The following is a 22344-nucleotide window of genomic DNA, read 5'->3' on the forward strand; positions in this document are numbered from 1 at the left end:
GTGGGCCCATCCGGTGAATTCCTTCAGCGGCTGCGTGCCTGCTCCCTGCCGAGACTCGCGACCCACCAACGCGTCGTCCAGCCTACCCCGCCCAATACCACACGGTCCAACCGTCCCCCGGCATACTGTCACGCCGTGAGCGAGATCCACGCGGCCCGGGGCGCCGCGAACAGCGCGGTGAGCCGTGCCGCCAGCCGGTCCTGGTGGGACAGTGACGCCGATGACTATCAGGCGGAGCACGGGGAGTTCCTCGGCGACACCGAACTGCGGTGGTGCCCGGAGGGCCTGACCGAGTCCGAGGCCGGCCTGCTGGGGCCGGTGGCCGGGCGCAGAATCCTCGAAATTGGCTGCGGGGCTGCGTCTTCGGCGCGCTGGCTGCTGTCGCGTGGCGCCGAGGTCATCGCCTCCGATCTATCGGCCGGGATGCTGCGCCATGCGAGGACGATCAATGTCCGTACCGGACTCGACGTGCCGCTCGCGTTCGCCGACGCCGAGGCGCTGCCCTTCGCGAGCGGCGCGTTCGACATCGTGTTCACGGCGTTCGGGGCGGTGCCGTTCGTGGCCGATTCTGGGCTCGTGATGCGGGAGGCCGCGCGGGTACTGCGGCCCGGGGGCCGGTGGGTGTTTTCCGTCACACATCCCATGAGGTGGATCTTCCCGGATGATCCGGGCGAGGCCGGCCTGATCGCCATCAACTCCTACTTCGACCGGCGGCCGTACGTGGAGTACACGGATGGCAAGCCGAGCTATGTCGAGCACCATCGGACGCTCGGCGACCGGGTCCGGGAGATCAACGCCGCCGGGCTGGTTCTCCGGGACCTCGTCGAGCCGGAGTGGCCGGAGGGGCACACCCAGGAGTGGGGGCAGTGGAGCCCGGCGCGGGGGAAGATCTTCCCGGGTACGGCGATCTACGTGACGGAGAAGCCGGCCTGATCAGTTCCTGCGGGTCACCGGGTGGCACAGGGCGGCGATGACGACCAGGGCGAGGGCTGTGCCGCAGGCGACGCAGGCCGGGCCGGTACCGAGCCAGCCGGCCAGGGCTCCGAAGCCGGTCAGCGCGACCGGGACGAGGCCGACGCCCTGGAGGACGAAGATCGAGCCGATCCGGGCCCGGTACCCGGGGGCGGTCAGGCGCTGGATCGTGCCGCCCAGGAGCGCGGAGGTCACGCCGCCGGTGAAGCCGATCATGGCGACCGAGGCCGCGGCCAGCGCGACCGTGCCGGACAGGCCGAGCAGGATCGTGCCGAGCGGTTCGAGGATGACGATGGTCAGGCCGGCGAACACCGGGCGGGACCATTTCCTCGCGACCATGACGAGGAGCGAGCCGGCCACGGCCCCCAGGCCGAGCGCGCCGAACATCCAGCCGGGGCCCGCCGAGCCCCAGCCGCGCTCGACGGCGATCAGCGAGATGCCGATGTTGACCGGGCCGGTGATGAGGAACTCGATCGCCGTGAGTACGACGAAGAGCAGGCGCAGTGTGGGATGGCTGGCGACGTAGCGCAGGCCGGCGCCCACATCGGCGAGCAGGTTTTTCTTCTCGGCGGGTGCGGGAGGCTGTTCGGGCTCGTGGGCGGGGCGCAGGCGGGCCAGGACGAAGACCGAGATCGTGAACGTGACGGCGTTGACAGCGCAGGCGAGGACGAACCCGCCGGTCGCGGCGAGGAGGCCGCCGAGGGGCGCGCCGACGAGCAGGCCGGCCCGGATCGCCAGGCTGCGGGCAGCGGCGGCGGCCGGAAGCTGCTCCCCCGGCAGGATCTGCGCCGGGAACGCTGTCACGGCCGGCAGGTACGCGGCGTCGACGACGCCGAAGATCAGTGAGGCGGCCAGCAGCAGCCAGATCGGGGTACCGCCGATCCCGGCGAGCGCGGCGGCGAGCATGACAGCGGCGCGCAGCGCGTCGGCGGTGAGCATGAGCTTGCGCAGGCCGACCCGGTCGCCGAGCGCCCCGCCGAAGAGCAGGAGCACGGCGCGCGGCAGGGAGCTGGCCGCCGCGACGACGCTGGTCAGGAGCGGGTCGCCGAGCTGGGCCGCCGCGTACGCGAAGGCGATGAAGTAGATCTGGTCTCCGAGGAGGGAGACCCAGTAGCCGCCGAGCCAGCCGAGGAAGGCCGGGTTCCGGTACGGCTTGGCGGGGGCGGAGGTCTCCGCGAGCGTGGCGGTCACGGGACGTAGGGGAAGGCGTGGGCGGACAGGTACACGAACTGGCGGTCGTCGGACTCGTCGACCGGGCGGTCGCCCCACTTCGTGAACAGCGCCAGGAGCTCGGTGGTGAACTCGTCCAGCTCGTCTGGGGTGACGCGGATCCGGCTGTTGGTACTGAAGGCCCGGTCGCGCCACGCTGGCGGCCACGCCTCCTGGTCGCGCTGGTAGGTGTCGAGGAGGGTGAGGAAGCGGCGGACCGTGTCGGCCTTCACGGCCTGGGAGATGGCCCGGCCCTCGCTGCCCTCCGGGAAGGCCGAGTCGTCCCAGCGGATGCCGCCGGGCACTGACTGCCACCAGCGCTCGCGGCCGTCGGTGGCCAGCTCGGGCGCCTCGGCGACGAAGCCGAACCTGGCGAGCTGGTGCAGGTGGTAGCTGACCTTGGCGACGGCCTCGCCGACCCGGCCGGCCAGGGTGCTGGCCGTCGAGGGGCCGTAGGTGTTCAGCAGGCCGTACAGCCGCATGCGCAGCGGGTGCGTGACCGCTTTGAGGACCGCTGGGTCCTTGACGGGCTCTGTGCGCTGTTCCATGTACGCAAGATTAGTTGCGCAGTTTCAGTTGCGCAAGAAGTCTTGCGCAGTTTTCCTTGCACGATTACCGGAGCATCGCCTCGACCAGGTCGGTGCCGAGGCGGCTGACGGCGATCAGGTCCATGCGGTGCAGCGTGTACCGGCCGCGCCGGTCCTTCTGGACGAGGCCTGCCTTGTGCAGGACGGCCAGGTGCCGCGACACCTCCGGCAGGCTGAGCTGCCAGGCCGTCGCCAGCTCCCCCGTCGTGTGCGCGCCACGGGCCAGCAGCCAGCACAGCCGCAGCCTGGCCGGGTTCGCCAGGGCTTCGAGGCGGCGGGCCAGCGCGTCCAGGGGCAGGGTGCCGCCCAGGCGCTCGACCGGGTACTGGATGACGGGCCGCCAGCCCGGCTCGTCGGCGACCACGATGTGCGGCCAGCCGAAGGCCGTGGGCGAGAAGGTCAGGCCGAGGGTGGCCGCGCTCGCCGTGCTGTCCCGCATCTTGTCGATCAGGAGCTTGCCGTCCCTGACGGACAGTGCGGGCGACATGCCGGTCACCGCCTCCGCCAGACCCTTTTTCTTGTACCGCTCAGCGGCGTTGCGCGCCTCGTTGACCAGCTGCACGCGTACCCGCTGCCAGGCGTCGGCGAAGAACGCCTGCTCGCAGTCCTCGAACAGCCTGCGCAGCCAGGCCCTGACACCGGGCAGGTCCGTGGTGAGCCGGTCGACGAACTGCGCCTGGTGCGGCCCGCGCGCGGCGGCCAGGTCCCTGGCGCGCTCCGGGGTCAGGGCACGGTCGAGATTCGGCAGGTTGCGGCGGTCGGCCCCACAGGCCGGGAGAAGTGCCGCCCGGAAGAACCTGTCGTCGTCCAGCGCGTCGAGATCGTCGAGGTCCTCGGCGAGCGTCGCCCGGATCCGGGACGGCACGAGGAAGTCCGCCGTGCTGACCAGCCACAGGAAGCTCGCCGACTGGATGCGGTCGGCGAGGTCGGCCGGCAGCGCAGCCGTGACCGACGTGATCCACGCGTGCTGGGCCGGATGGTGGGCCGCCGCGCTCAGCAGGTGCAGCGCGGCCGTCAGCTCGCCCAGCGGCGAGGGGCCGAAGGCCAGGTCTGGCTGGGTACCGAGCTCGATCGTGAGGGTCACGCGGCCGATCCTCCCAGGTGGACGGCACCGGCCGGCCCTCGCTTGACGATCATCGTCAACTGGCGCGGGTCTCCGGCCACAACGGGTGCAGGGTCGCCGGCATGAGACTGAAGATGATGCTGGCGGTGGGCGGGCGGCCACGGTACTCGGCCGCGATCTTCGTGGACGCGCTCGGCGCCGGGCTGCTCCGGCCGTTCATGGTGCTGTACGGGCTCCACGTACTCGGGCTGGGGCTCACCGTGACCGGAGCCGCGCTGACCGCCGGGCTCGTCGCCGGGCTGGTCGCCATTCCGCTCGCGGGGCGGTGGATCGACCGGTCGGGCGGGCGGCCGCCGGTGGTGTTCGCGCTCGGGGTACGGGTGGCGGGGGTCGCGGTGCTGCTGGCGGCGGAGGGCGTGGTCGGGTTCGCGGCTGCCGCTGTGCTGATGAGCATCGGCACGCAGATGTGGCCGGGTGCCCATGCGGCTCTCGTCGCGGCACTCGTACCTGGCCGGGAACGCGATGTCGCGCTGGGCGCTGGCCGGGCACTCCGCAACGCCGGGCTCGGGGCCGGAGCGCTGCTGGCGACCGTCGCGCTCGCGGCTGGCGGGGAGGCGCTGCGGGTGCTGGCCGGGCTGAGCGGGGCCGGGTACCTCATCGCTGCCGTGCTGGTGTGGAGCCTGCGCGTGCCCGAGCTGGTGGTGGCGGAGCGGGCGCCCGGTGCGGAGGTTGCTGGTGTACCGGGAAAGGCTTTCCTGGTTCTGTGCCTGCTCAACCTGCCCTTCGCGCTGATGTTCGACGTGCTCGAAGTCGCGCTGCCAGCGGTGTTCCTGGAGCAGCTGAAGGCGGGAGCCGGGTGGCCGGGGGCCGTGTTCATCGCGAACACCGTGCTGGTGATCGCGCTGTCGGTGCCGCTGGTACTGCGCTTCGCGAACTGGCCCCGGCGGTGGGTGCTCGGGCTGGCCGGGCTCGTGCTGGCCGCCTCGTACCTCGGGTTCCTGTGGACGGCCGGTGCCGGATCGGCGGCCGGAGTCGCGCTGGTGTCGCTCGCGTTCACGGTCGGCGAGATCCTCTACGCGGGCAGCGGCGTCGCGCTCGTGATCGCCACCGCCCCGCCCGGGCAGCTGGGCCGCGCTCTGGCCCGCTGGGAACTGTCCACGGGCATCGGCAAGGCCGCAGCGCCGATCGTCCTCACCGGACTCCTGGGTGCGGCCCCGGCGGCCCTGTGGATACCGCTGGCAGTCGTGACGGCCGCCGCCGGGCTCGGCATCGCGCGCTGGGCGCCGAGGGACACCGCGCCTCAGGTACCGAGGCTGGCCACGAGCGCGGCGTAGGCCTCGTCCTCCCGGCCGTGGACAGTCGTGAGGACCAACGCGCGCGGCCGGGACGGCAGAAGCTCGGCCAGCCGGTCGTACATCGCGGCCACCTCGTCCGGCGGCAAGGGCGGCGACGCCGGCCGGGCAGCGAACCGGTACACCGCGTCGTCCCTGGTGGTGAACAGGACGATCTCGTGGAAGGCCGCCCCGGTCTCCGCGGCCAGCGCCTCAGCCTGCTCCAGGAACTGCGGCCTGCCCAGGAACTGCGGCACCACCACGTCGTGCCCGGCCAGCAGGTGCACCCGGGCCGCCGCGAGCGCCGCCGCCCGCGTGAGCAGACCAGCGTTGTGCGGATCGCCCTCCCAGTCACCCAGCAGATCCCGGATCCGATCGAGATCGAGATTGAACGTGAGCCGGTGCGCATCCGCATACCGCCGGGCCAACGTCGACTTCCCACACCCAGGCGGCCCATTAAGAACGATCAGCCGAGGCACAACACACACACCCCCCATTGCTCTTGATCTACCGCTCTTGATCTAAGACGAAGTGGCCCGGTGAGCGGAAATCTGACAAGCAAAGCGGAAGCCCGTGTACTGGTTGTACACGGGCTTTTGCTTTGCGCAGCTCAGATTTCCGCTCACCGGGTCCAAACGGTCAGTGGCCGGCGGCGGCCCAGGTGGTGCCATGTCCTACGGAGACCTCAAGTGGCACTGCCAGGTCATACGCCGCCCCCATCTCCCTCCGCACCAGCTCCTCCGTCGCCGCCAGCTCGCCCGGCGCCACCTCGAAGATGAGCTCGTCGTGGACCTGGAGCAGCATCCGCGAGGCCAGGCCGGCCTCCTGGAGCGCCTTGTCGACCCGGAGCATCGCGACCTTGATGATGTCGGCGGCGCTGCCCTGGATCGGGGCGTTGAGGGCCATCCGCTCGGCCATCTCGCGGCGCTGGCGGTTGTCGCTGTTGAGGTCCGGCAGGTAGCGGCGGCGGCCGAGCACCGTCTCGGTGTAGCCGTCCTTGCCTGCCTGGCGGACGATCCGCTGGAGGTAGTCGCGGACCCCGCCGAACCGCTCGAAATACCCGTCCATGAGGACCTGGGCCTCGCCCGGGGTGATGCCGAGCTGCTGGGACAGGCCGTAGGCCGACAGCCCGTACGCGAGGCCGTAGGACATGGCCTTGATCCGGCGGCGGTGCTCCGCGGTGATGTCCTCGGTCTCGAAGACGCGGCGGGCGACCGTGGTGTGCAGGTCCTCGCCGGAGTGGAAGGCGGCGATCAGGTCGGCGTCCTCCGACAGGTGGGCCATGATCCGCATCTCGATCTGGCTGTAGTCGGCGGTCAGCAGGGTCTCGTAGCCCCCGCCGACGACGAAGGCCCGCCGGATCCGCCGGCCCTCCTCCGTGCGGATCGGGATGTTCTGCAGATTCGGGTCCGTGGACGACAGGCGGCCGGTCGCGGCGACCGTCTGGTTGAGCGTGGTGTGGATGCGGCCGTCGTCCGACACGCTCTTCAGCAGGCCGTCCACTGTGGTCTTCAGCCGGGACACGTCACGGTGCCGGAGCAGGTGCTCCAGGATCGGGTGCTGGGTCTTCTCGTAGAGGCCCTGGAGCGCGTCGGCGTCCGTCGTGTACCCCGTCTTGATCTTCTTGGTCTTCGGCAGGCCGAGGTCCTCGAAGAGCAGCTGCTGGAGCTGCTTGGGCGAGCCGAGGTTGAACTCGCGGCCCGCCACCGCGTACGCGGACTGGGCTGCGGCCTTCACCTCGGCGGCGAAGTGCGCCTCCAGCTCCGACAGGTAGTGGGTGTCGGCGGCGATGCCGGAGCGCTCCATCGTGGCCAGCAGCACGCCGAGCGGCTGCTCCAGCTCGGTCAGCAGCGTGGCGGCCTCGCCCCGGCCTGCCAGCTCCTCCTCCAGGGCCACGGCCAGCTCGCGGGTCGCGGCGGCGCGGAGCATGAGGTGGTTCGCCTTCTCCTCGTCGCCGCCGCCGAGGCCGTCGAGGGTGAGCTGGCCGTTGCCAGCGTCCTCGGTCTTCAGCTCGCGGCCCAGGTAGCGGAGGGTCAGCTCGCCCAGCTCGTACGAGCGCTGGTCGGGGCGGGCCAGGTACGCGGCGAGGGCCGTGTCGGTCCGCAGGCCGGCCAGCGCCCAGCCGTGGGCTGCCAGGCCCCACAGGGCTGGCTTGGCGTCGTGCAGGGTCTTCGGCCTGTCCGCGTCGGACAGCCACGCGGCCAGGGCCGCCTCGTCTGCCGGGTCGAGCTGCTCGGTGGCGAACCAGGCCGAGCGCTCGGGGCCGGAGATCGCGATGGCCTCGATGCTGCCAGTACCCCGGGCGAAGGTGCCGGTCAGCGCCAGGCCCGCTGGCTCGGCGCCGAGGCCGGACAGCCAGCCGGCCAGCTCGCCGGAACCGAGGACGGTGCCGTCCACCGCGTCCATCGCGTCGCCCTGCGGGGCAGCGGTGACCGAGGAGCCGGTGATCTGCGCCCAGCGGTCGCGGAGCACCCGGAACTGGAGCGTGTCGAAGACCCGCTCGACCTCGGGCGCGTTGCCGCCGGACCAGGCCAGCTCGTCGACGGCCACCGGAAGAGTCAGGTCGTTGAGCAGCCTGTTCAGCGTGTGGTTGCGGATGACGCCCGGCAGGTGCTCGCGGAGGCTCTCGCCGGCCTTGCCCTTGATCTCGTCGGCGCGGGCGACGATGTTCTCCAGCCCGTCGTACTGCGTGATCCACTTCGCGGCGGTCTTCGGGCCGACACCGGGCACGCCGGGCAGGTTGTCGCTGCTCTCGCCGACGAGGGCGGCCAGATCCCTGTACCGCTCCGGTGGCACGCCGTACTTCTCCTGCACGGCGGCCGGGGTCATCCGGGCCAGGTCGGAGACGCCCTTCTTCGGGTAGAGGATCGTGACCCGGTCGGTGACCAGCTGGAGCGCGTCACGGTCGCCGCTCGCGATCAGGACCTCGTCGAAGCCGGCCGCGCTGGCCATCGTGGCCAGGGTGGCCAGGACGTCGTCGGCCTCGAACCCCGGCATCTCGACGAACGGGATGTTCAGCGCGGTCAGCACCTCGTGGATCAGGCTGACCTGGCCCTTGAACTCGCCGGGGGTCTCCGAGCGGCCGGCCTTGTACTCCGGATACTGCTCGGTGCGGAACGACTGGCGGGACACGTCGAAGGCCACGCCGACGTGGCTCGGCTTCTCGTCACGGATCAGGTTGATCAGCATCGAGGTGAAGCCATACACCGCGTTGGTGGGCTGGCCCGTGGTGGTCGCGAAGTTCTCCACCGGCAGGGCGAAGAAAGCCCGGTATGCGAGCGAGTGTCCGTCGAGGAGCAGCAGCCGATTCACGCAGTGAAGCCTAGTGGCTGGGTACGACAAAACCACTCATGGGGCCACGGGGGCGTGCGGGACGACTGCGCCCGGAGGGCGCGGGGCTCCGCCGCACGGGGGCACACGGGAAGTGGCCGCGAACTGGGTTCGCGGCCACCGGTACAAAATGAGGGGTTTTACAGCACTTTGGAGAGGAAGGCCTTGGTGCGCTCGTGCTGCGGGTTGGCGATCACCTCGCGTGGCGGGCCGGACTCCACGACCACCCCGCCGTCCATGAAGACCAGCGAGTCGCCGACCTCCCTGGCGAAGCCGATCTCGTGCGTCACGACCATCATCGTCATCCCGGAACGGGCCAGGTCACGCATGACGTCGAGGACCTCGCCGACGAGTTCCGGGTCGAGCGCGCTGGTCGGCTCGTCGAAGAGCATGACCTTCGGCTCCATCGCGAGCGCGCGGGCGATCGCGACGCGCTGCTGCTGGCCGCCGGACAGCTGCACCGGATAGGCGCCGCCACGGTCGCCGAGGCCGACCCGGTCGAGCAGCTCCTGCGCGCGGGCCTTCACGGCGGCCCTGGATTTGCCCAGCACCTGCACCGGGCCCTCCATGACGTTCTCCAGGGCCGTGAAGTGCGGGAACAGGTTGAAGCGCTGGAAGACCATGCCGATGTCACGGCGCTGGGCGGCGATCTCCTTCTCGCGCAGCTCGTAGAGCTTGCTGCCGCGCTGCTGGTAGCCGATGAGCCTGCCGTCGACCGAGATGCGGCCGGCGTTGACCTTCTCCAGGTGGTTGACGCAGCGCAGCAGAGTCGACTTGCCGGAGCCCGACGGGCCGAGGACGCAGCAGACCTCGCCGGTCCTCACCTCGAGGTCGATGCCGCGCAGCACCTCGTTCGTGCCGAAGCGCTTGTGCACGCCCTCGATCTTGATCATCGCGGTCATCGCTGCACTCCCCTGACCCGGCCGGCCGAGAACTTCCGCTCGAGGAAGTACTGGAACACCATCAGCACGCTCGCCAGGAACAGGTAGTAGAGCGCGGCGGCGATCAGCATCGGGAACACGTTGAACGTCCGGTGACCGACCGCGCTGAGCTGGTAGAACAACTCGACGGTCAGCGGGGCGAACGCGAGCAGGGACGTGTCCTTCAGCATCGCGATCGTCTCGTTGCCGGTCGGCGGGATGATCACGCGCATGGCCTGCGGCAGGACGATCCGGCGGAGGATCTGGCCCCGGGTCATGCCCAGCGCCGAGGCCGCCTCGCCCTGGCCCTCGTCGACCGACTGGATGCCCGCCCGGACGATCTCGGCCATGTACGCGGCCTCCGACAGCCCCAGGGCCAGCATGCCCGCCACGAACGCCGTGAGCACGGTGTGCGCGTCGAAGCCGAACAGCCGGGCCCTGAAGTCCTCGATCCCGAACAGCCAGCCGAGCTGCTCGTCGAACGGCAGCCCGAACTCGATCCGCTTCCACAGCGTGCCGAGGCCGGCGAACAGGATGATCAGCACGACCCGGGGCATCGCGCGGAACACCCAGGTGAAGACCCAGGCGGCGCCGGACAGCACCGGGTTCGGCGAGAGGCGCATGATCGCGACGATGACGCCGACGACGATGCCGATGGTCATCGCGATCACCGTGCCGGCCAGGGTGCCCTTGAGCAGGCCCTCGATCACCGGCGGCCGGAAGGCGTTGTCGATCATGAACGGCCAGTCGAAGGCCGGGTTCGTCGCGGCCAGGTGGACGAACTGGGCGGTCAGCACCGCCAGCACGGCGACTGCCACCCACCGCCAGGGGTGCCGGACAGGCACCACCGTCATCGGGGCCTGCGCCTCCGGTGACGACGGTGCCGGATCCGGGTTGAGCTCCTTGCTCATCAGGGGTTGATCCCCGGCGTGCCGCTCAGAGCGCCGTCCTGCACGTTCCACTTCTTGAGGATCTCCGTGTACGTGCCGTCGGCGATCAGGGCCTTCAGCGCGCCCTGGATGGCCTCAGCGAACTCCTTCTGGTCCTTGTTCAGGACGTAGCCGTACGGCGCGGAGTCGTAGACCTTGCCCAGCAGCTCCAGCTTGCCGCTCGTGGCCCGGACGGCGTCGACGCACACCGGCGAGTCGGCGAGCATCGCGTCGTGCTTGCCGGAGGCGACGGCGGCGGTGGCCTCGGACTGCTTCTGGTACGGCGCGACCTTGATCTCCGGCTTGCCGGCGTCCTTGCACGCCTTCTGCTTCTTCGGCAGGTCCTCGGTCTCCTGGACCGTACCCGTCTGCACGGCGATGCTCTTGCCGCACGCGTCGTCCGGGTTGATCTTGTTCGGGTTGCCCTTGACGGTCACCCACTGCGTACCGGCGCTGAAGTAGCTCACCATCAGCGAGTTCTTCTTACGGTCGTCGTTGATCGTGAACGACGACACGCCGGCCTCGTACTTGCCCGACTGCACGCCGGGGATGATGTCGTCGAACGCGCTCGTCGTCCACTCGGTCTTCAGCCCGAGCTTCGTGGCCACCGCGTTGAACAGGTCGACGTCGAAACCGACCACCGTCTTGCCGTCGGTGTCCAGGAACTCGTTCGGCGGGTACGTCGAGTCCACGCCGATCGAGATCTTGCCGTCTTCCTTGATCTTCGCCGGTACCTTGCCGGCCAGCGCGTCGTCCTTCGTCACCTGCTTGACGGAAGCGCTCGGGTTCGGCGCTGCCGAGTTCGAGTCCTCCTTCTTCTCGCCACACGCGGCGAGCCCGGCGGCCAGCGCCACGGCGCCCATGATGGCCAGTGCGGTACGTCCCTTGCCCACGTCGCTCTCCTCCTCCACAACGGGTACGCCACCCGGCAGGGGGTCCGGGCAGCGTGACCGGATGCCCCGGTCATGACAGCACAACCGGGGCATCCGCTGGTTCAGGCCACGCCCAGGTACGCGTCCTTGACCTTCGGGTCGACGAGCAGCTCGGCGCCCGTACCGGTCTTGACGATCTGACCTGTCTCCAGCACGTACGCGCGGTGGGCACGCGAGAGTGCCTGCTGCGCGTTCTGCTCGACCAGCAGGATCGTGGTGCCCTGCTGGTTGATCTCTTCGATGATGGTGAAGATCTGCTGGATGAGGAGCGGGGCCAGGCCCATGCTCGGCTCGTCCAGCAGCAGGAGCTTCGGCCGGGCCATCAGCGCGCGGCCGATGGCGAGCATCTGCTGCTCACCGCCGGACATCGTGCCGCCGACCTGCTTGCGCCGCTCGGACAGCCGGGGGAAGAGCCCGAAGACGCGCTCCAGGTCCTCCTTGATCCCGGCGCGGTCCTTGCGGGTGTAGCAGCCCATGTCGAGGTTCTCCAGGACCGTCATGCCGGGGAAGATGCCCCGGCCCTCCGGCGACTGGCTGATCCCCCGGACCACCCGGCGGTCGGCGCGTTCCCTGGTGATGTCGTGCCCCGCGAACCGGATCTTGCCGGACGAGGGCATCCGCAGCCCGGAGATGGCCCGCATCGTCGTGGACTTGCCGGCCCCGTTCGCGCCGATCAGCGCGACGATCTCGCCCTCGCCGACCTCGATGCTGATGCCGTGCAGGGCCTGGATCCGGCCGTAGTGCAGCGACAGGTTCTCGATCTCAAGCAGCATCTTGCGGCACCCCCAGGTACGCGGCGATCACCTTCGGGTTCTCCCGGACCTCCGCCGGGCTGCCCTCGGCGATCTTCTTCCCGAACTCCAGCACGACCAGCCGGTCGGTGACCCCCATGACCAGGCGCATGTCGTGCTCGATCAGCAGCACGGTCAGCCCGAGGTCACGGATCTTGCGGATCAGCTCCAGCAGCCTGGCCTTCTCCGCCGGGTTGAAGCCGGCGGCCGGCTCGTCCAGGCAGAGCAGCTTCGGCTCGGTGGCCAGCGCGCGGGCGATCTCCAGCCGGCGCTGGTCGCCGTAGGAGAGGTTCTTGGCCTGCGCGTCGGCGTGACCCTCGATGCCCACGAAGGACAGCAGGTCGAGGGCCTTGGCCCGGGCGGCACGCTCCTCGGCGATGTGCCGGGAGACGCCGAACGTCAGGGCGAAGGTCCGCCGCCAGCCCGACTCGGGCAGGGTGTGTGCCTCCGCCTTGACCCTCGGCAGCCGGAACAGCGCCCCGACCACGCTCGTCTTGTGCCGGGCGTCGGTGCCGACCAGCACGTTCTCCAGGGCTGTCATCTCGGGGAACAGCCGGATGTTCTGGAACGTCCTGGCGATGCCCAGCCGGGTGATGGCGTACTTCGCCCGGCCGCTCACCCGCTCCCCGTCGAAGGTGACCTCGCCGGCGGTCGGCTTGAACACGCCGGTCATCACGTTGAAGCAGGTGGTCTTGCCTGCGCCGTTCGGGCCGATCAGGCCGAGGATCTCGCCCCGGCGCACCTCGAAGTCCACCCCGTCGAGGGCTGTGACGCCGCCGAACCTGAGGGTGACGTTGTCGACCTTGAGGAGAGTGTCCGACATGGTCATACGGGCACCTCTTCCTTGGCAGCCGCGGGCGGCTGGGAGCTGCGATACCGCTTGGGCAGCAGGCCCTGTGGCCGGAAAGTCATGATCACGATGAGGGCGAGGCCGAACAGCAGCAGCCGGTACTCGGTGAAGTTGATCCGCTCGCCGTCGATCGTGATGTTGAAGTCCTGCAGCTTGAACGGCAGGTACCACACCAGGATCGCGCCCAGCGTGACCCCGGCCAGGTTGCCGGAGCCGCCGATCACGACCATCGCCACGAACAGGATCGACGTCATCAGCTCGAAGCTGCCGGAACTCATGAAGTTCTGCTTGCCGGCGAAGATCGCGCCGGACAGGCCGCCGAGGGCAGCGCCGATCGCGAACGCCCACAGCTTGAACCGGAACGCCTGCACGCCCATGATCTCGGCGGCGTCCTCGTCCTCCCGGATCGCCAGCCACGCCCGGCCGACCCGGCTGTGCTCGATCCGGCGGGCCGCCCACATGCAGACGATCACCAGGACGAGGGTCAGCCAGTACCAGCCGAGGCTGGTCACCGGGCCGAACATGTCCAGGCCGGTCCACTCGGAGTTGACGCCGGCCGGCCACTTGCCCGGCGGGTACGGGATCTCGGCGATGCCGCGCGGCCCGTTCGTCAGGGCGTCGCCCTTCTCGGCGATGAGCCGGATGAGCTCACCGAAGCCGAGGGTCACGATCGCCAGGTAGTCGCCGCGTACCCGCAGCGTCGGCCAGCCCAGCAGCACGCCGGAGAGCATCGTCAGCGCGATGGCGATCGGCACGCACACCAGCCACGGGTACTTCGTGGCCAGCACGGACTGCGGCGAGCCGAACAGCGCCACGCTGTACGCCCCGACCGCGAAGAAGCCGATGTACCCGAGGTCGAGCAGCCCGGCCAGGCCGATCACGACGTTGAGGCCGACGGCGACGAGCACGTAGATGGCGACCGTCCACAGCACGGTGGTGAAGTCGGTCTCCACGGTCCGGAAGAACGGGATGTTGATCCGGGGCAGCGCGAAGAGGAAGACCACGAAGGCCAGGCCGAACGCGATCCGCCACGGCTTCGGCAGCGCGTGCCACCGGTCGCCGATCCCGCTCAGGAAGCCCAGGCGCCTGTTGTCGAGGGCCCGCAGTTTGCTCATCATGCCCGCGCCCTCCCCAGCGACTCACCGAGCAGGCCGGTCGGGCGGAACATGAGGATGACGACCAGGACCACGAAGGCCGTGGCGTCGATCCACTTGTCGCCGATGAGGCCGGCACCCCAGTTCTCCACGACACCCAGCAGCAGGCCGCCGAGCAGCGCGCCGCGCAGGTTGCCGATCCCGCCGAGGACGGCGGCCGCGAAGGCCTTGACGCCGAGCAGGAAGCCGGCGTCGTACTTCGTCGAGCCGACCTTGATCATGTAGAGCAGGGCAGCGCCGCCGGCCATGATGCCGCCGAGCATGAAGATCATCAGGATGATCCGGTCCCGGTTGACACCCATCAGCGCCGCGGCGTCCGGGTTCTGGGCGACGGCACGCACGCCACGCCCGGCCCGGGTCCTGTTGATGAACTGGTCGAGCAGCAGCATCATGCCGATCGCGGCCCCGACCACCAGGAGCTGCACGTTGTCGACGGAGGTACCGAAGATCGTGAACACCTCCTTCGGCTGGATCAGGGTCATCGCGCCCATCGGCTTGCGCTTGACCAGCAGGCCGACGGCCTCGGAGAGGACCACGGAGGCACCGATCGCCGTGATCAGGAAGATCAGCGACGGCGGGTTCTTCGGCCGCAGCGGGCGGTAGGCCACCCGCTCCACCAGCATGGCGGTGGCTGCCGAGGCCAGGGCGGCGGCGATCAGGCCGACCGCGAAGAGGAGCACCACCGAGCCGAGGCCCGAGGGGTGCGCGTCGCGACCGTAGCCGATCGCGGTCCAGGCGATCGGGACCGCGAAGGTACCGATCATGAACACTTCGGAGTGCGCGAAGTTGATCAGCCGCAGCACGCCGTATACGAGTGTGTAGCCCAGCGCGACCAGGGCGTAGATGGCGCCCTGGGTCAGCCCCCCGACCGTCAGGCTCCAGAAATTGTCCAGCCAATACTCAAACTGCACAGCGAGACCCCCACCGGATCGTTCTATGGACCGGCCGGGGGCACCGAGCCCCCGGCCAGCCTTTCCGTACCTAGTTACCCCCTGGGTCAGGGCTTCGGGATCTCCTGCTTCGCGACGATCTTGCCGTCCTTGACCTCGTAGGCCCAGACAGCCACCGCGGACAGGTCGATCTCGCCCTTGTCGGTGAACTTGAAGGTGGTGGTGATGCCCTTGCCGTTGTAACCGTCGACGAAGGCCTCCATCTTGGCGCGGGTGGTGTTGCCCGCCTTGATGCCCTCGATGAAGATGTTCGCGGCGTCGAAGGCCTCGGCGCTGTACGTGCCGGCCTCCTGGCCCGTCGCCGCCTTGTAGTCGGCGGCGAAGTTGCCGGCCTTGTCCGGCGGGACGCACGGGCAGGTCACGACGGTGCCCTCAGCGGCTTCCTTGCCCGCGCCCTCGATCAGGCCCGGGTCCTTGAGGCCGTCGCCACCGACGAAGGTGGCCTTGACGCCCTGGCCGCGCAGCGCCTTCAGGAACGGGCCGCCCTCGGCGTAGTAACCGCCGTAGTAGATGGCGTCCGGACCGGCGGCCTTGATCGCGGTGATCAGGGCGGAGAAGTCCGTCTGGCCCTTCGAGGTGGTGCCGGTGGCGACCGGGGTGACGACCTTCTTCACCTGGTCGGCGAGGCCCTTGCCGTACTCGGAGGTGTCGTCGATGACGAACACCTTCTGAGCCTTGAGGACGTCCTTGATGTAGCGACCGGCGGCCGGGCCCTGCGCCGCGTCGTTGCCCAGGGCGCGGTGGAAGGTCTTCCAGCCCTGGTCAGCGAGCGTCGGGTTGGTGGCCGACGGGGTGATGATCGTGACGCCGGCGCCCGAGAGCTTCGGGTTGGCCGCCTTCGACTCGCCGGAGAAGGCCGGGCCGACGACGCCGATGATCGAGGAGTCGCCGATGATCGCGTCGGCGATGGCCGGGGCCTGCTTCTCGTCGCCCTGCGAGTCCTTCTGGACCAGCTCGATCTTGCAGCCGTTCGGGTTGGCCTTCGTGTACTGGTCGATCGCCAGCTTGGCGCCGTCCTTGATGTTGATGCCGAGGTTGGCGTTGCCGCCGCTCAGGGCACCGAAGAACGCGATCTTGACCTTGCAGTCGCTACCGCTGCTGCTGTTCTTGGTGTCGTCCGCACACGCGGCGCTGGCGCCCAGGGCGAGGGCGAGGACCGCCGCACCGCCGAACGCCCGTACGAATTTCTGCCTCAAGGCTCCGAGCCCTCCTCCGTCGTAAGCCCGGGGTGTGACGCGCGTCTGTGAACGGCGACACACACCAGTCCGTGCGGCGGAAAGCTACTCCGTTTTCGGGCGAGATGGAAACACTTCCGGCCCGAAGCATGTTCAAACTGTTATTTATTTTTTCGTCAGGCGGGGGAACCTGGCTCCTCCGAACCCGTCTGATCAGCGATGATGCGGTCCGCGACCTGCCGCATGCTCATCCGGTGATCCATCGCGGCCGACTGAATCCAGCGGAAAGCCTTGGGCTCGCTCATGTTGAATTGGGCCATCAGCAGCCCCTTTGCCCGTTCCACCACCTTGCGGGTCTCCAGCCGGTCGGTGAGGCTGGCGACTTCGGACTCCAGGGCATGCAGCTCCGCGAACCGGGACAGGGCGATCTCCACGGCCGGAACCAGGTCGGACTTCTGGAACGGCTTCACCAGGTACGCCATGGCCCCGGCAGCCCTGGCCCGCTCGACCAGGTCCCGCTGGCTGAAGGCGGTCAGGATGACCACCGGCGCGATCCGGGCGCCGGCGATCTTCTCCGCCGCGGCGATCCCGTCCATGATCGGCATCTTGATGTCCATGATCACGAGATCGGGGCGCAGCTCCTCGGCGAGCCGCACGGCCGTCTCGCCGTCACCGGCCTCACCGACGACCTCGTAGCCCTCCTCGGTGAGCATCTCGGCGAGATCGAGCCGGATCAGCGCCTCGTCCTCGGCGATCAGAACCCGGCTGGCCTGTGCTTCGCTACTCACGATCCCGAACCTCCTGCGGGTCTTTACTGACGCCACCAGGGTAGTGGGTATGCTGGACCGGCTTTGCGCCCCTGTAGACCAATCGGCAGAGTCACGGTGCTCAAACCACCGCCAGTGTGGGTTCGAATCCCACCGGGGGCACAACCACGCGAAGGAGTCACGCCGGTCAGGCGGGGCTCCTTCCGGCTTTCCAGCCCCTTGCCGCCGGGCTCACAACCCTTGCCAACCCCTTTGTCTGTTACCTGCTGCCAGCCGCACACCTCCCGGCAGGCTCACCGGCTGCCCGGCCCGCCCGCCTCCACTGCGGAGCCACGGAAAGCCCGCGCCACGCGGCCCGGTCACTCCTCTTAGTTCAGTCTTCCCGCCGGTGGATCTTCACACCCCGATGTCGTACCCCGCCGCTATGGTCCGCCCGTGCCTCTCAACGCGACTTTCCTCGTTTCGGCCGGCGCGGCGGCCGCGAGCCGGGTAGCCAGGCTGCTGCCGGAGCGTTCCCTGTCCCCGTACTCGGCCGGCGTGCTGGTCAGGGGTGGCCGTGAGGGGCTGACCCTGCTGGGTACGGATGGTGAGCTGTCCGCCGAGGCCCGCATCGAGGCTGCCGTCCACGAGGACGGCGAGGTGATGGTGTCGCGGCGCGGGCTCGCCGCTCTGCTGGCGGCGCTCGGTGAGGGCGACGCGCACCTCTCGGCCGAGGGTTCGCGGCTGACGGTGCGCACGCCGGGCGGCCGGTTCACGTTGCCGGCGCTGTCTGGGGTTTCCGGCCTGCCAGCTCTGGGTATGCCGCCGGCCGTGGGCACAGTGGATGGCCGGGCCTGGCGGGCCGCGCTGGCTCCGGTGGCCGGGGCGGCGTCCCGCGAGCACGCGCTGCCGATCTTCACCGGGGTGCGGATGTGGTCCGGGGGCGGGAAGCTGCGGCTCCTGGCCACGGACCGGTTCCGGCTGGCCAGGGCGGCGCTGCCCTGGGAGGCGGCCGGGGAGGTGGACGTACTGGTCTCGGCGCCACTGCTCGTCGAGCTGGCGAAGCAGGGCGCGGGGAACGTCACTCTCCATTCCGGAGCTGGCCGGTTCGGCCTGTCGTGGGAGCGGGACAAGGAGAATGGCTGCTCCGTGGCCGGCCCCGTACTGGGAGCGGCTTTCCCGCACGCCCAGGCCGAGAAGCTGCTCGCTCCCGACCCGTCCTGTGTGGCCGAGGTGGATCCGGGTTCCCTGGCTGCGGCGGTCACCCGGGCCGCACTGTCGTCCGGCCCGCATGGACGGATCACCGTGGAGACGGAGGACGGCGAGCTCGTCGTACGTGCCGCCGACGAGCAGGGCGGCGAGTCCCGCGAGTCCGTGAAGGCCACAGTGCACGGCGACCGCCTGACCCGCACATACCAGGCCCGGTACCTGCTGGACGCGCTCCGGGCCTTCGGCGGCGAGCCGGTCCGGGCCGCGATCCAGCCGGACCTCCGGCCGACAGTGTTCACCACAGCCCAGGAGAACACTGTGGACCTTACTTATCTGGTTGTGCCCATGCAGCAGCGTCCGAGCTAGGACTTGCGCCGTTCGATGCTGGCTTGCATCGCATCACGGAGCCGGCGGGCGCGTTCCTCGTACTCCTCGATCTGGGCCTCGACCGCGGCGACGATCTCGGGATCTGTGTGGGCGGACCGTGCGTGCAGCAGGAGGGCGTAGGCAACCTCGTCGGCGTCTTCGGGATTGAGCGGAAGGTTCCACCGGCGAACGAACGCCCCGAGTGCCACCGTGGCTCGCCGCAACTCAAGCCGGGACAGCTCGCCATCGTCGGTCACTGCCGGCTCCCTCCACCGCATAGCGTTCGGTGCACAACGTCTCCTGACCAGTACTAAGGCGCTACCAGGCCTGTGATGCCGGCGACTGCTCGGACGTGGGCGACGAAGAGTTCGTCGCGGACGGCTGGTTCCATCCAGTGGAAGTGTCCGTGGGCTTCGAGTGCGACGAAGCCGTGCAGTGCGGCCCAGGTGACGAGCATGCCCTGGTAGATCTCGGGGGTCATCCCGCCGCCGCCCATCTCGGTGTGCGCCTTGCGGCCGGCCAGCTCGGCGAACTGCTCGCTGACCTGCGTCACGGCTGGTGGCCGGAGGCGGCCGGCCCGCGCGGTGTCCAGGACGAGCCCCGCGAGGTTGCTCATGGCCCGGTGCGCGGCCTCCGTGGTCGGCCCCTCGTGCGGCGCCGTGTACCCGGGCACGGGCACCCCGAAGATCAGGGCGAACCGTTCCGGGTCTCCGGCCGCCCAGTGCCGGTACGCCTGACAGGCGGCGAGGAGCCGCCCGCCGAGGTCGTCGGGGGCCACCGAGGCGCGGGCGGTGTCGAGTGTGGCCGCGAGGTCGTTGAACGAGTCCGCGACGAGGGCGGTGAGCAGCTCTCCCCGGTCGGCGAAGTACCGGTAGAGCGCGGGAGCCGTCAGGCCCATCGCCCGGGCGATCGCCGTGAACTGGATGTCGACGGTGCCGGTCTCGCGGATCAGGTCGAGCGCGGTCCGCTTGATCTCCTCGATGGTGGCCGCGCGGACACGCTCGCGGCGGTTCGGTGCTGCCGGAGGGGTGGCGGCGGCCGGGGTCATCCAGTGTCCTTCCAGGACGGTCGCGTCCAGTTCGGCTAGGTCGATCCGGGTTCGGCGGGAGTGCTCAGTGGCCCGGGTCACATGGCGTTGACAACGTTACTCGCGATCATAACAGTTATGAGGCGTAACTTTTCTTAATCAGGTTCACTCTTATCGGGAGCACCTCGATGGCTCACCCCCTGCTCGACGATCCCCCGGCCGCCGCGGCGCCGGCCCCGCACCGGCCCGGGTTCCTCGGCCGCCTGGCCGGATGGAGCTTCCGCCGCCGCGGCACGACCATCGCCGCGTGGATCGTGGCCCTCGGCCTGGCCTTCGGGCTGTCCTCGATGGCCGGCGGCGACTACAGCGCCGACTACTCGGCACCCGGTTCCGACTCGACTGCGGCACAGGACCTGCTGAAACGGGAGTTCCCCGCCGCGTCCGGCACGACGATCAGCGTGGTCTTCCAGGCGCCGGGCGGGCTCGCGGCCGCCCAGGGCGATGTCGAAGCGCTGCTGGCGAAGATGGACGACGTGCCGCACGTGCGGAGCACCGAGTCGCCGTTCGCCGTCCCCGGCTCGATCGCCCCCGGCGGCACGACCGGCCTGGCCAAGCTCCGGCTCGACGAGTCCAACCCGGCTGACATGCCGAAGGAGGACACGAAGAAGCTCCTCGACCTGGCCAAGGCCGCGCCGGCCGGGCTCAAGGTCAGCCTGAGCGGGCAGGCGGTGGAGTTCGCGGAGCAGGGCGCGATCGGTTCCGAGGGGATCGGCATGGCCGCCGCGGCGATCATCCTGCTGATCACGTTCGGCTCGATCGTCGCCGCCGGGCTGCCGCTGCTGACCGCTATCGCCGGGCTGGGGGTCAGCAGCCTGCTGATCCCGGTGCTGGCGGCGCTCATGCCGGTACCGGACTGGTCCACCTCACTGGCCGCGATGATGGGCATCGGCGTCGGCATCGACTACGTGCTGCTGCTCGTCACCCGGTACCGGGAATGGCGTGCCGAGGGACTGGACCCGGAGGCCGCGACGGTGGCCACGCTGGACACGGCAGGCCGGTCGGTCCTGGTCGCCGGGCTGACCGTGGTGACCAGCATGCTGGGCCTGTTCGCGATGGGCCTGTCCTTCATGCGGGGAGCGGCGTTCGCCGCGATCCTGTCCGTCCTCGTCGTCCTGGTGGCCTCGGCGACCCTGTTCCCGGCGCTGCTCGGCTACCTCGGCAGGCACGTCGACAAGCTCCGCCTGCCCGGCATGCGCAAGCAGCGGCGCGCAGCGAACGAGATCAGCCCCGGCTGGCTGCGCTGGAGCAAGCTGATCGAGCGGCACCGGGTGGCGGCTGCCCTGCTGGGTGCGGTCGCGCTGCTGGCGCTGGCCGCGCCGTTCCTCGGGGTGCGGTTCGGCTTCCCCGACGAGGGCAACAACGCCACTGACCGGTCGACCCGGCAGGCCTACGACGCGATCGCGCAGAGCTTCGGCCCGGGTGCGAACGGCCCGCTCCTCGTGGTCGCGGAGCTGCCCAATGGCGACCAGAGCGGCCTGCCGGCCCTGTCCAAGGCCATCGGCGACATCCCGGGTGTGAAGGCGACCCCGCCGCAGGTGAGCCCATCGGGCAAGACCGCGATGCTGACGGTGTTCCCGCCGTCGGGTCCGCAGGCGAAGGCCACCGAGGACCTGGTGCACGACCTGCGGGACAAGGTGATCCCGAGCGCCGGGGTCGGCGGGAAGGTGCACGTCGGCGGGTTCACGGCGGTGGCCATCGACAGCACCGAGAACATCGTCAAGCGGCTGCCGCTGCTGGTCGGCGGCGTGGTGGCCGTGTCGATGCTGCTCCTGCTGGTGTCGTTCCGGAGCATCGCGGTCGCGGTGAAGGCCGCCGCGATGAACCTGCTGTCGGTCGCCGCGGCGTACGGCGTCGTCGCCCTGGTCCTGGAAGGCGGCTGGGCCGGTGAGCTGATCGGCATCCACGAACCGACCCCGCTGCCTGCCTTCGTGCCGGTGCTCACCTTCGCCGTCCTCTTCGGGCTGTCGATGGACTACGAGGTGTTCCTGGTCAGCCGGATGCGCGAGGCGTGGCTGGCCACGAGGGACAACGGCCAGTCGATCGTCAGCGGCCTGGCCACCACCGGCCGGGTGATCACGGCGGCCGCCGCGATCATGGTGGCGGTGTTCGCGGCCTTCGTCCCGGCCCCCGAGATCCCGATCAAGGTGATCGGCGTCGGGATGGCCTCGGCGATCCTGATCGACGCGACGCTGGTCCGGATGGTCCTCGTCCCCGCTGTCATGCACCTGATGGGCAGGGGCAACTGGTGGCTGCCCGCCTGGCTCGACCGCCGGATGCCGCAGCTGCACCTGGAGGGCAACCCGGAGAAGTACACGCCGGCGAGAGGTTAGATTCTCCCCGGCGCTGGGTAGTCCAAAGGCATGGAACTCGTGCTGTGGATCCTCGCGGTGGTCCTGGTGGTCGCTGGAGTGCTCGCCCTGTTCAGGCGGCAGATCCTCTGGGGGGTCGTGCTGATCATCGTCGGGCTGCTGGTCGGCCCGGGCGGAGTCAGCATCTTCACGTGACACCGGGTACCGCGACATGCGGACAACTGAACACAGGCAACCGAAGAGACCGGGAACGGGTGAACCCCGTTCCCGGTCTTTCCTCACTCCGGTTCCGTGCTGGACTCGGTGGTCCGGCCGCTGAAGGCCGGATCGTCCGGCGGAGCGCTGAGCACCTCGGCGGCTTCCTCTTCCTCCCCGGTTGATTCTTCCTCGGGTACTTCGTCCTTCTCCGGTTCGGTCATCTGCTGCTCACCCCC

General features: G+C 69.9%; 22 protein-coding genes and 1 tRNA gene. 6 read left to right on the forward strand and 17 right to left on the reverse strand.

What is annotated here, in order from left to right; translation table 11 throughout:
* The first annotated feature begins 135 nt into the window (after positions 1-135).
* On the forward strand, positions 136-933 hold the full coding sequence (locus A3G1_RS0112715) for a class I SAM-dependent methyltransferase (RefSeq protein WP_018349854.1): 798 nt from the start codon (positions 136-138) through the stop codon (positions 931-933).
* On the opposite strand, the gene A3G1_RS34635 is transcribed toward A3G1_RS0112715, so the two are convergent.
* The 3 genes from A3G1_RS34635 to A3G1_RS0112730 form a co-directional block, all read right to left on the reverse strand.
* The gene (locus tag A3G1_RS34635) at positions 934-2163 is read right to left on the reverse strand and encodes an MFS transporter (protein WP_018349855.1); all 1230 of its coding nucleotides are present in this window, start codon (positions 2161-2163) and stop codon (positions 934-936) included.
* The gene (locus A3G1_RS0112725) at positions 2160-2729 is read right to left on the reverse strand and encodes a winged helix-turn-helix domain-containing protein (RefSeq protein WP_018349856.1); all 570 of its coding nucleotides are present in this window, start codon (positions 2727-2729) and stop codon (positions 2160-2162) included. Before A3G1_RS0112725 ends, A3G1_RS34635 begins: the two co-directional genes overlap by 4 nt.
* Before the next feature lie 64 nt (positions 2730-2793).
* Positions 2794-3852, reverse strand: coding sequence for an ArsR/SmtB family transcription factor (locus tag A3G1_RS0112730; RefSeq protein ID WP_018349857.1), 1059 nt, complete (start codon positions 3850-3852; stop codon positions 2794-2796).
* Positions 3853-3953: 101 nt separating this feature from the next.
* On the opposite strand from A3G1_RS0112730, the gene A3G1_RS34640 reads away from it, so the two are divergent.
* Entirely contained in the window at positions 3954-5165 is a 1212-nt protein-coding gene (locus A3G1_RS34640; RefSeq protein WP_157641100.1) for an MFS transporter, read from the forward strand.
* On the opposite strand, the gene A3G1_RS0112740 is transcribed toward A3G1_RS34640, so the two are convergent.
* From A3G1_RS0112740 to A3G1_RS0112790, 11 genes are all read right to left on the reverse strand, one after another.
* A complete protein-coding gene (locus A3G1_RS0112740) occupies positions 5132-5659 on the reverse strand; it encodes an AAA family ATPase (RefSeq protein ID WP_281167835.1) in 528 nt (175 codons plus the stop codon). The two genes, A3G1_RS34640 and A3G1_RS0112740, sit on opposite strands and share 34 nt — an antisense overlap.
* A 142-nt stretch (positions 5660-5801) precedes the next feature.
* A complete protein-coding gene (polA, locus tag A3G1_RS0112745; RefSeq protein ID WP_018349860.1) occupies positions 5802-8474 on the reverse strand; it encodes a DNA polymerase I in 2673 nt (890 codons plus the stop codon).
* A gap of 158 nt (positions 8475-8632) precedes the next feature.
* Positions 8633-9394, reverse strand: a complete 762-nt coding sequence (locus A3G1_RS0112750; RefSeq protein WP_018349861.1) for an amino acid ABC transporter ATP-binding protein — start codon at positions 9392-9394, stop codon at positions 8633-8635.
* Positions 9391-10323, reverse strand: a complete 933-nt coding sequence (locus A3G1_RS0112755) for an amino acid ABC transporter permease (RefSeq protein WP_018349862.1) — start codon at positions 10321-10323, stop codon at positions 9391-9393. The genes A3G1_RS0112750 and A3G1_RS0112755 overlap by 4 nt, the downstream gene beginning before the upstream one ends.
* Positions 10323-11234, reverse strand: coding sequence for a transporter substrate-binding domain-containing protein (locus A3G1_RS0112760; protein WP_018349863.1), 912 nt, complete (start codon positions 11232-11234; stop codon positions 10323-10325). Before A3G1_RS0112760 ends, A3G1_RS0112755 begins: the two co-directional genes overlap by 1 nt.
* Positions 11235-11335: 101 nt before the next feature.
* Entirely contained in the window at positions 11336-12046 is a 711-nt protein-coding gene (locus tag A3G1_RS0112765; protein WP_018349864.1) for an ABC transporter ATP-binding protein, read from the reverse strand.
* The gene (locus A3G1_RS0112770) at positions 12036-12893 is read right to left on the reverse strand and encodes an ABC transporter ATP-binding protein (RefSeq protein ID WP_018349865.1); all 858 of its coding nucleotides are present in this window, start codon (positions 12891-12893) and stop codon (positions 12036-12038) included. The genes A3G1_RS0112765 and A3G1_RS0112770 overlap by 11 nt, the downstream gene beginning before the upstream one ends.
* Positions 12890-14032 (reverse strand): branched-chain amino acid ABC transporter permease, encoded by a 1143-nt coding sequence (locus tag A3G1_RS0112775; RefSeq protein ID WP_026212091.1) that lies wholly within the window; start codon positions 14030-14032, stop codon positions 12890-12892. Before A3G1_RS0112775 ends, A3G1_RS0112770 begins: the two co-directional genes overlap by 4 nt.
* Positions 14029-14979 (reverse strand): branched-chain amino acid ABC transporter permease, encoded by a 951-nt coding sequence (locus A3G1_RS0112780; RefSeq protein WP_018349867.1) that lies wholly within the window; start codon positions 14977-14979, stop codon positions 14029-14031. Before A3G1_RS0112780 ends, A3G1_RS0112775 begins: the two co-directional genes overlap by 4 nt.
* An 86-nt stretch (positions 14980-15065) precedes the next feature.
* Positions 15066-16214, reverse strand: coding sequence for a branched-chain amino acid ABC transporter substrate-binding protein (locus A3G1_RS0112785; protein WP_018349868.1), 1149 nt, complete (start codon positions 16212-16214; stop codon positions 15066-15068).
* Positions 16215-16369: 155 nt separating this feature from the next.
* Positions 16370-16981 carry an ANTAR domain-containing response regulator gene (locus A3G1_RS0112790; RefSeq protein WP_018349869.1) on the reverse strand — a complete coding sequence of 204 codons (612 nt, stop codon included), beginning with the start codon at positions 16979-16981 and terminating at the stop codon, positions 16370-16372.
* Between the two features lie 67 nt (positions 16982-17048).
* Between A3G1_RS0112790 and A3G1_RS0112795 the strand changes: the two genes are divergently transcribed.
* A tRNA-Leu gene (locus tag A3G1_RS0112795) sits at positions 17049-17122 on the forward strand.
* Between the two features lie 273 nt (positions 17123-17395).
* Positions 17396-18514 carry a DNA polymerase III subunit beta gene (locus tag A3G1_RS0112800; protein ID WP_018349870.1) on the forward strand — a complete coding sequence of 373 codons (1119 nt, stop codon included), beginning with the start codon at positions 17396-17398 and terminating at the stop codon, positions 18512-18514.
* On the opposite strand, the gene A3G1_RS0112805 is transcribed toward A3G1_RS0112800, so the two are convergent.
* On the reverse strand, positions 18511-18771 hold the full coding sequence (locus A3G1_RS0112805; RefSeq protein ID WP_157641101.1) for a hypothetical protein: 261 nt from the start codon (positions 18769-18771) through the stop codon (positions 18511-18513). The two genes, A3G1_RS0112800 and A3G1_RS0112805, sit on opposite strands and share 4 nt — an antisense overlap.
* 53 nt (positions 18772-18824) lie before the next feature.
* A complete protein-coding gene (locus A3G1_RS34645; protein ID WP_018349872.1) occupies positions 18825-19643 on the reverse strand; it encodes a TetR/AcrR family transcriptional regulator in 819 nt (272 codons plus the stop codon).
* A gap of 86 nt (positions 19644-19729) precedes the next feature.
* Here A3G1_RS34645 and A3G1_RS0112815 point away from each other — a divergent pair, with 86 nt between their 5' ends.
* Together A3G1_RS0112815 and A3G1_RS41145 are read left to right on the forward strand one after the other, a co-directional pair.
* Positions 19730-21931: an MMPL family transporter gene (locus tag A3G1_RS0112815; protein WP_018349873.1), complete on the forward strand. Its 2202-nt coding sequence runs from the start codon at positions 19730-19732 to the stop codon at positions 21929-21931.
* A 30-nt stretch (positions 21932-21961) separates the two neighbouring features.
* Positions 21962-22105 (forward strand): GPGG-motif small membrane protein, encoded by a 144-nt coding sequence (locus A3G1_RS41145; RefSeq protein ID WP_018349874.1) that lies wholly within the window; start codon positions 21962-21964, stop codon positions 22103-22105.
* 83 nt (positions 22106-22188) lie between these two features.
* On the opposite strand, the gene A3G1_RS40530 is transcribed toward A3G1_RS41145, so the two are convergent.
* Positions 22189-22329, reverse strand: a complete 141-nt coding sequence (locus tag A3G1_RS40530) for a hypothetical protein (protein WP_018349875.1) — start codon at positions 22327-22329, stop codon at positions 22189-22191.
* Positions 22330-22344 lie beyond the last annotated feature (15 nt).

It is taken from the genome of Longispora albida DSM 44784 (assembly GCF_000379825.1).
Taxonomy (GTDB): Bacteria; Actinomycetota; Actinomycetes; order Mycobacteriales; family Micromonosporaceae; genus Longispora; species Longispora albida.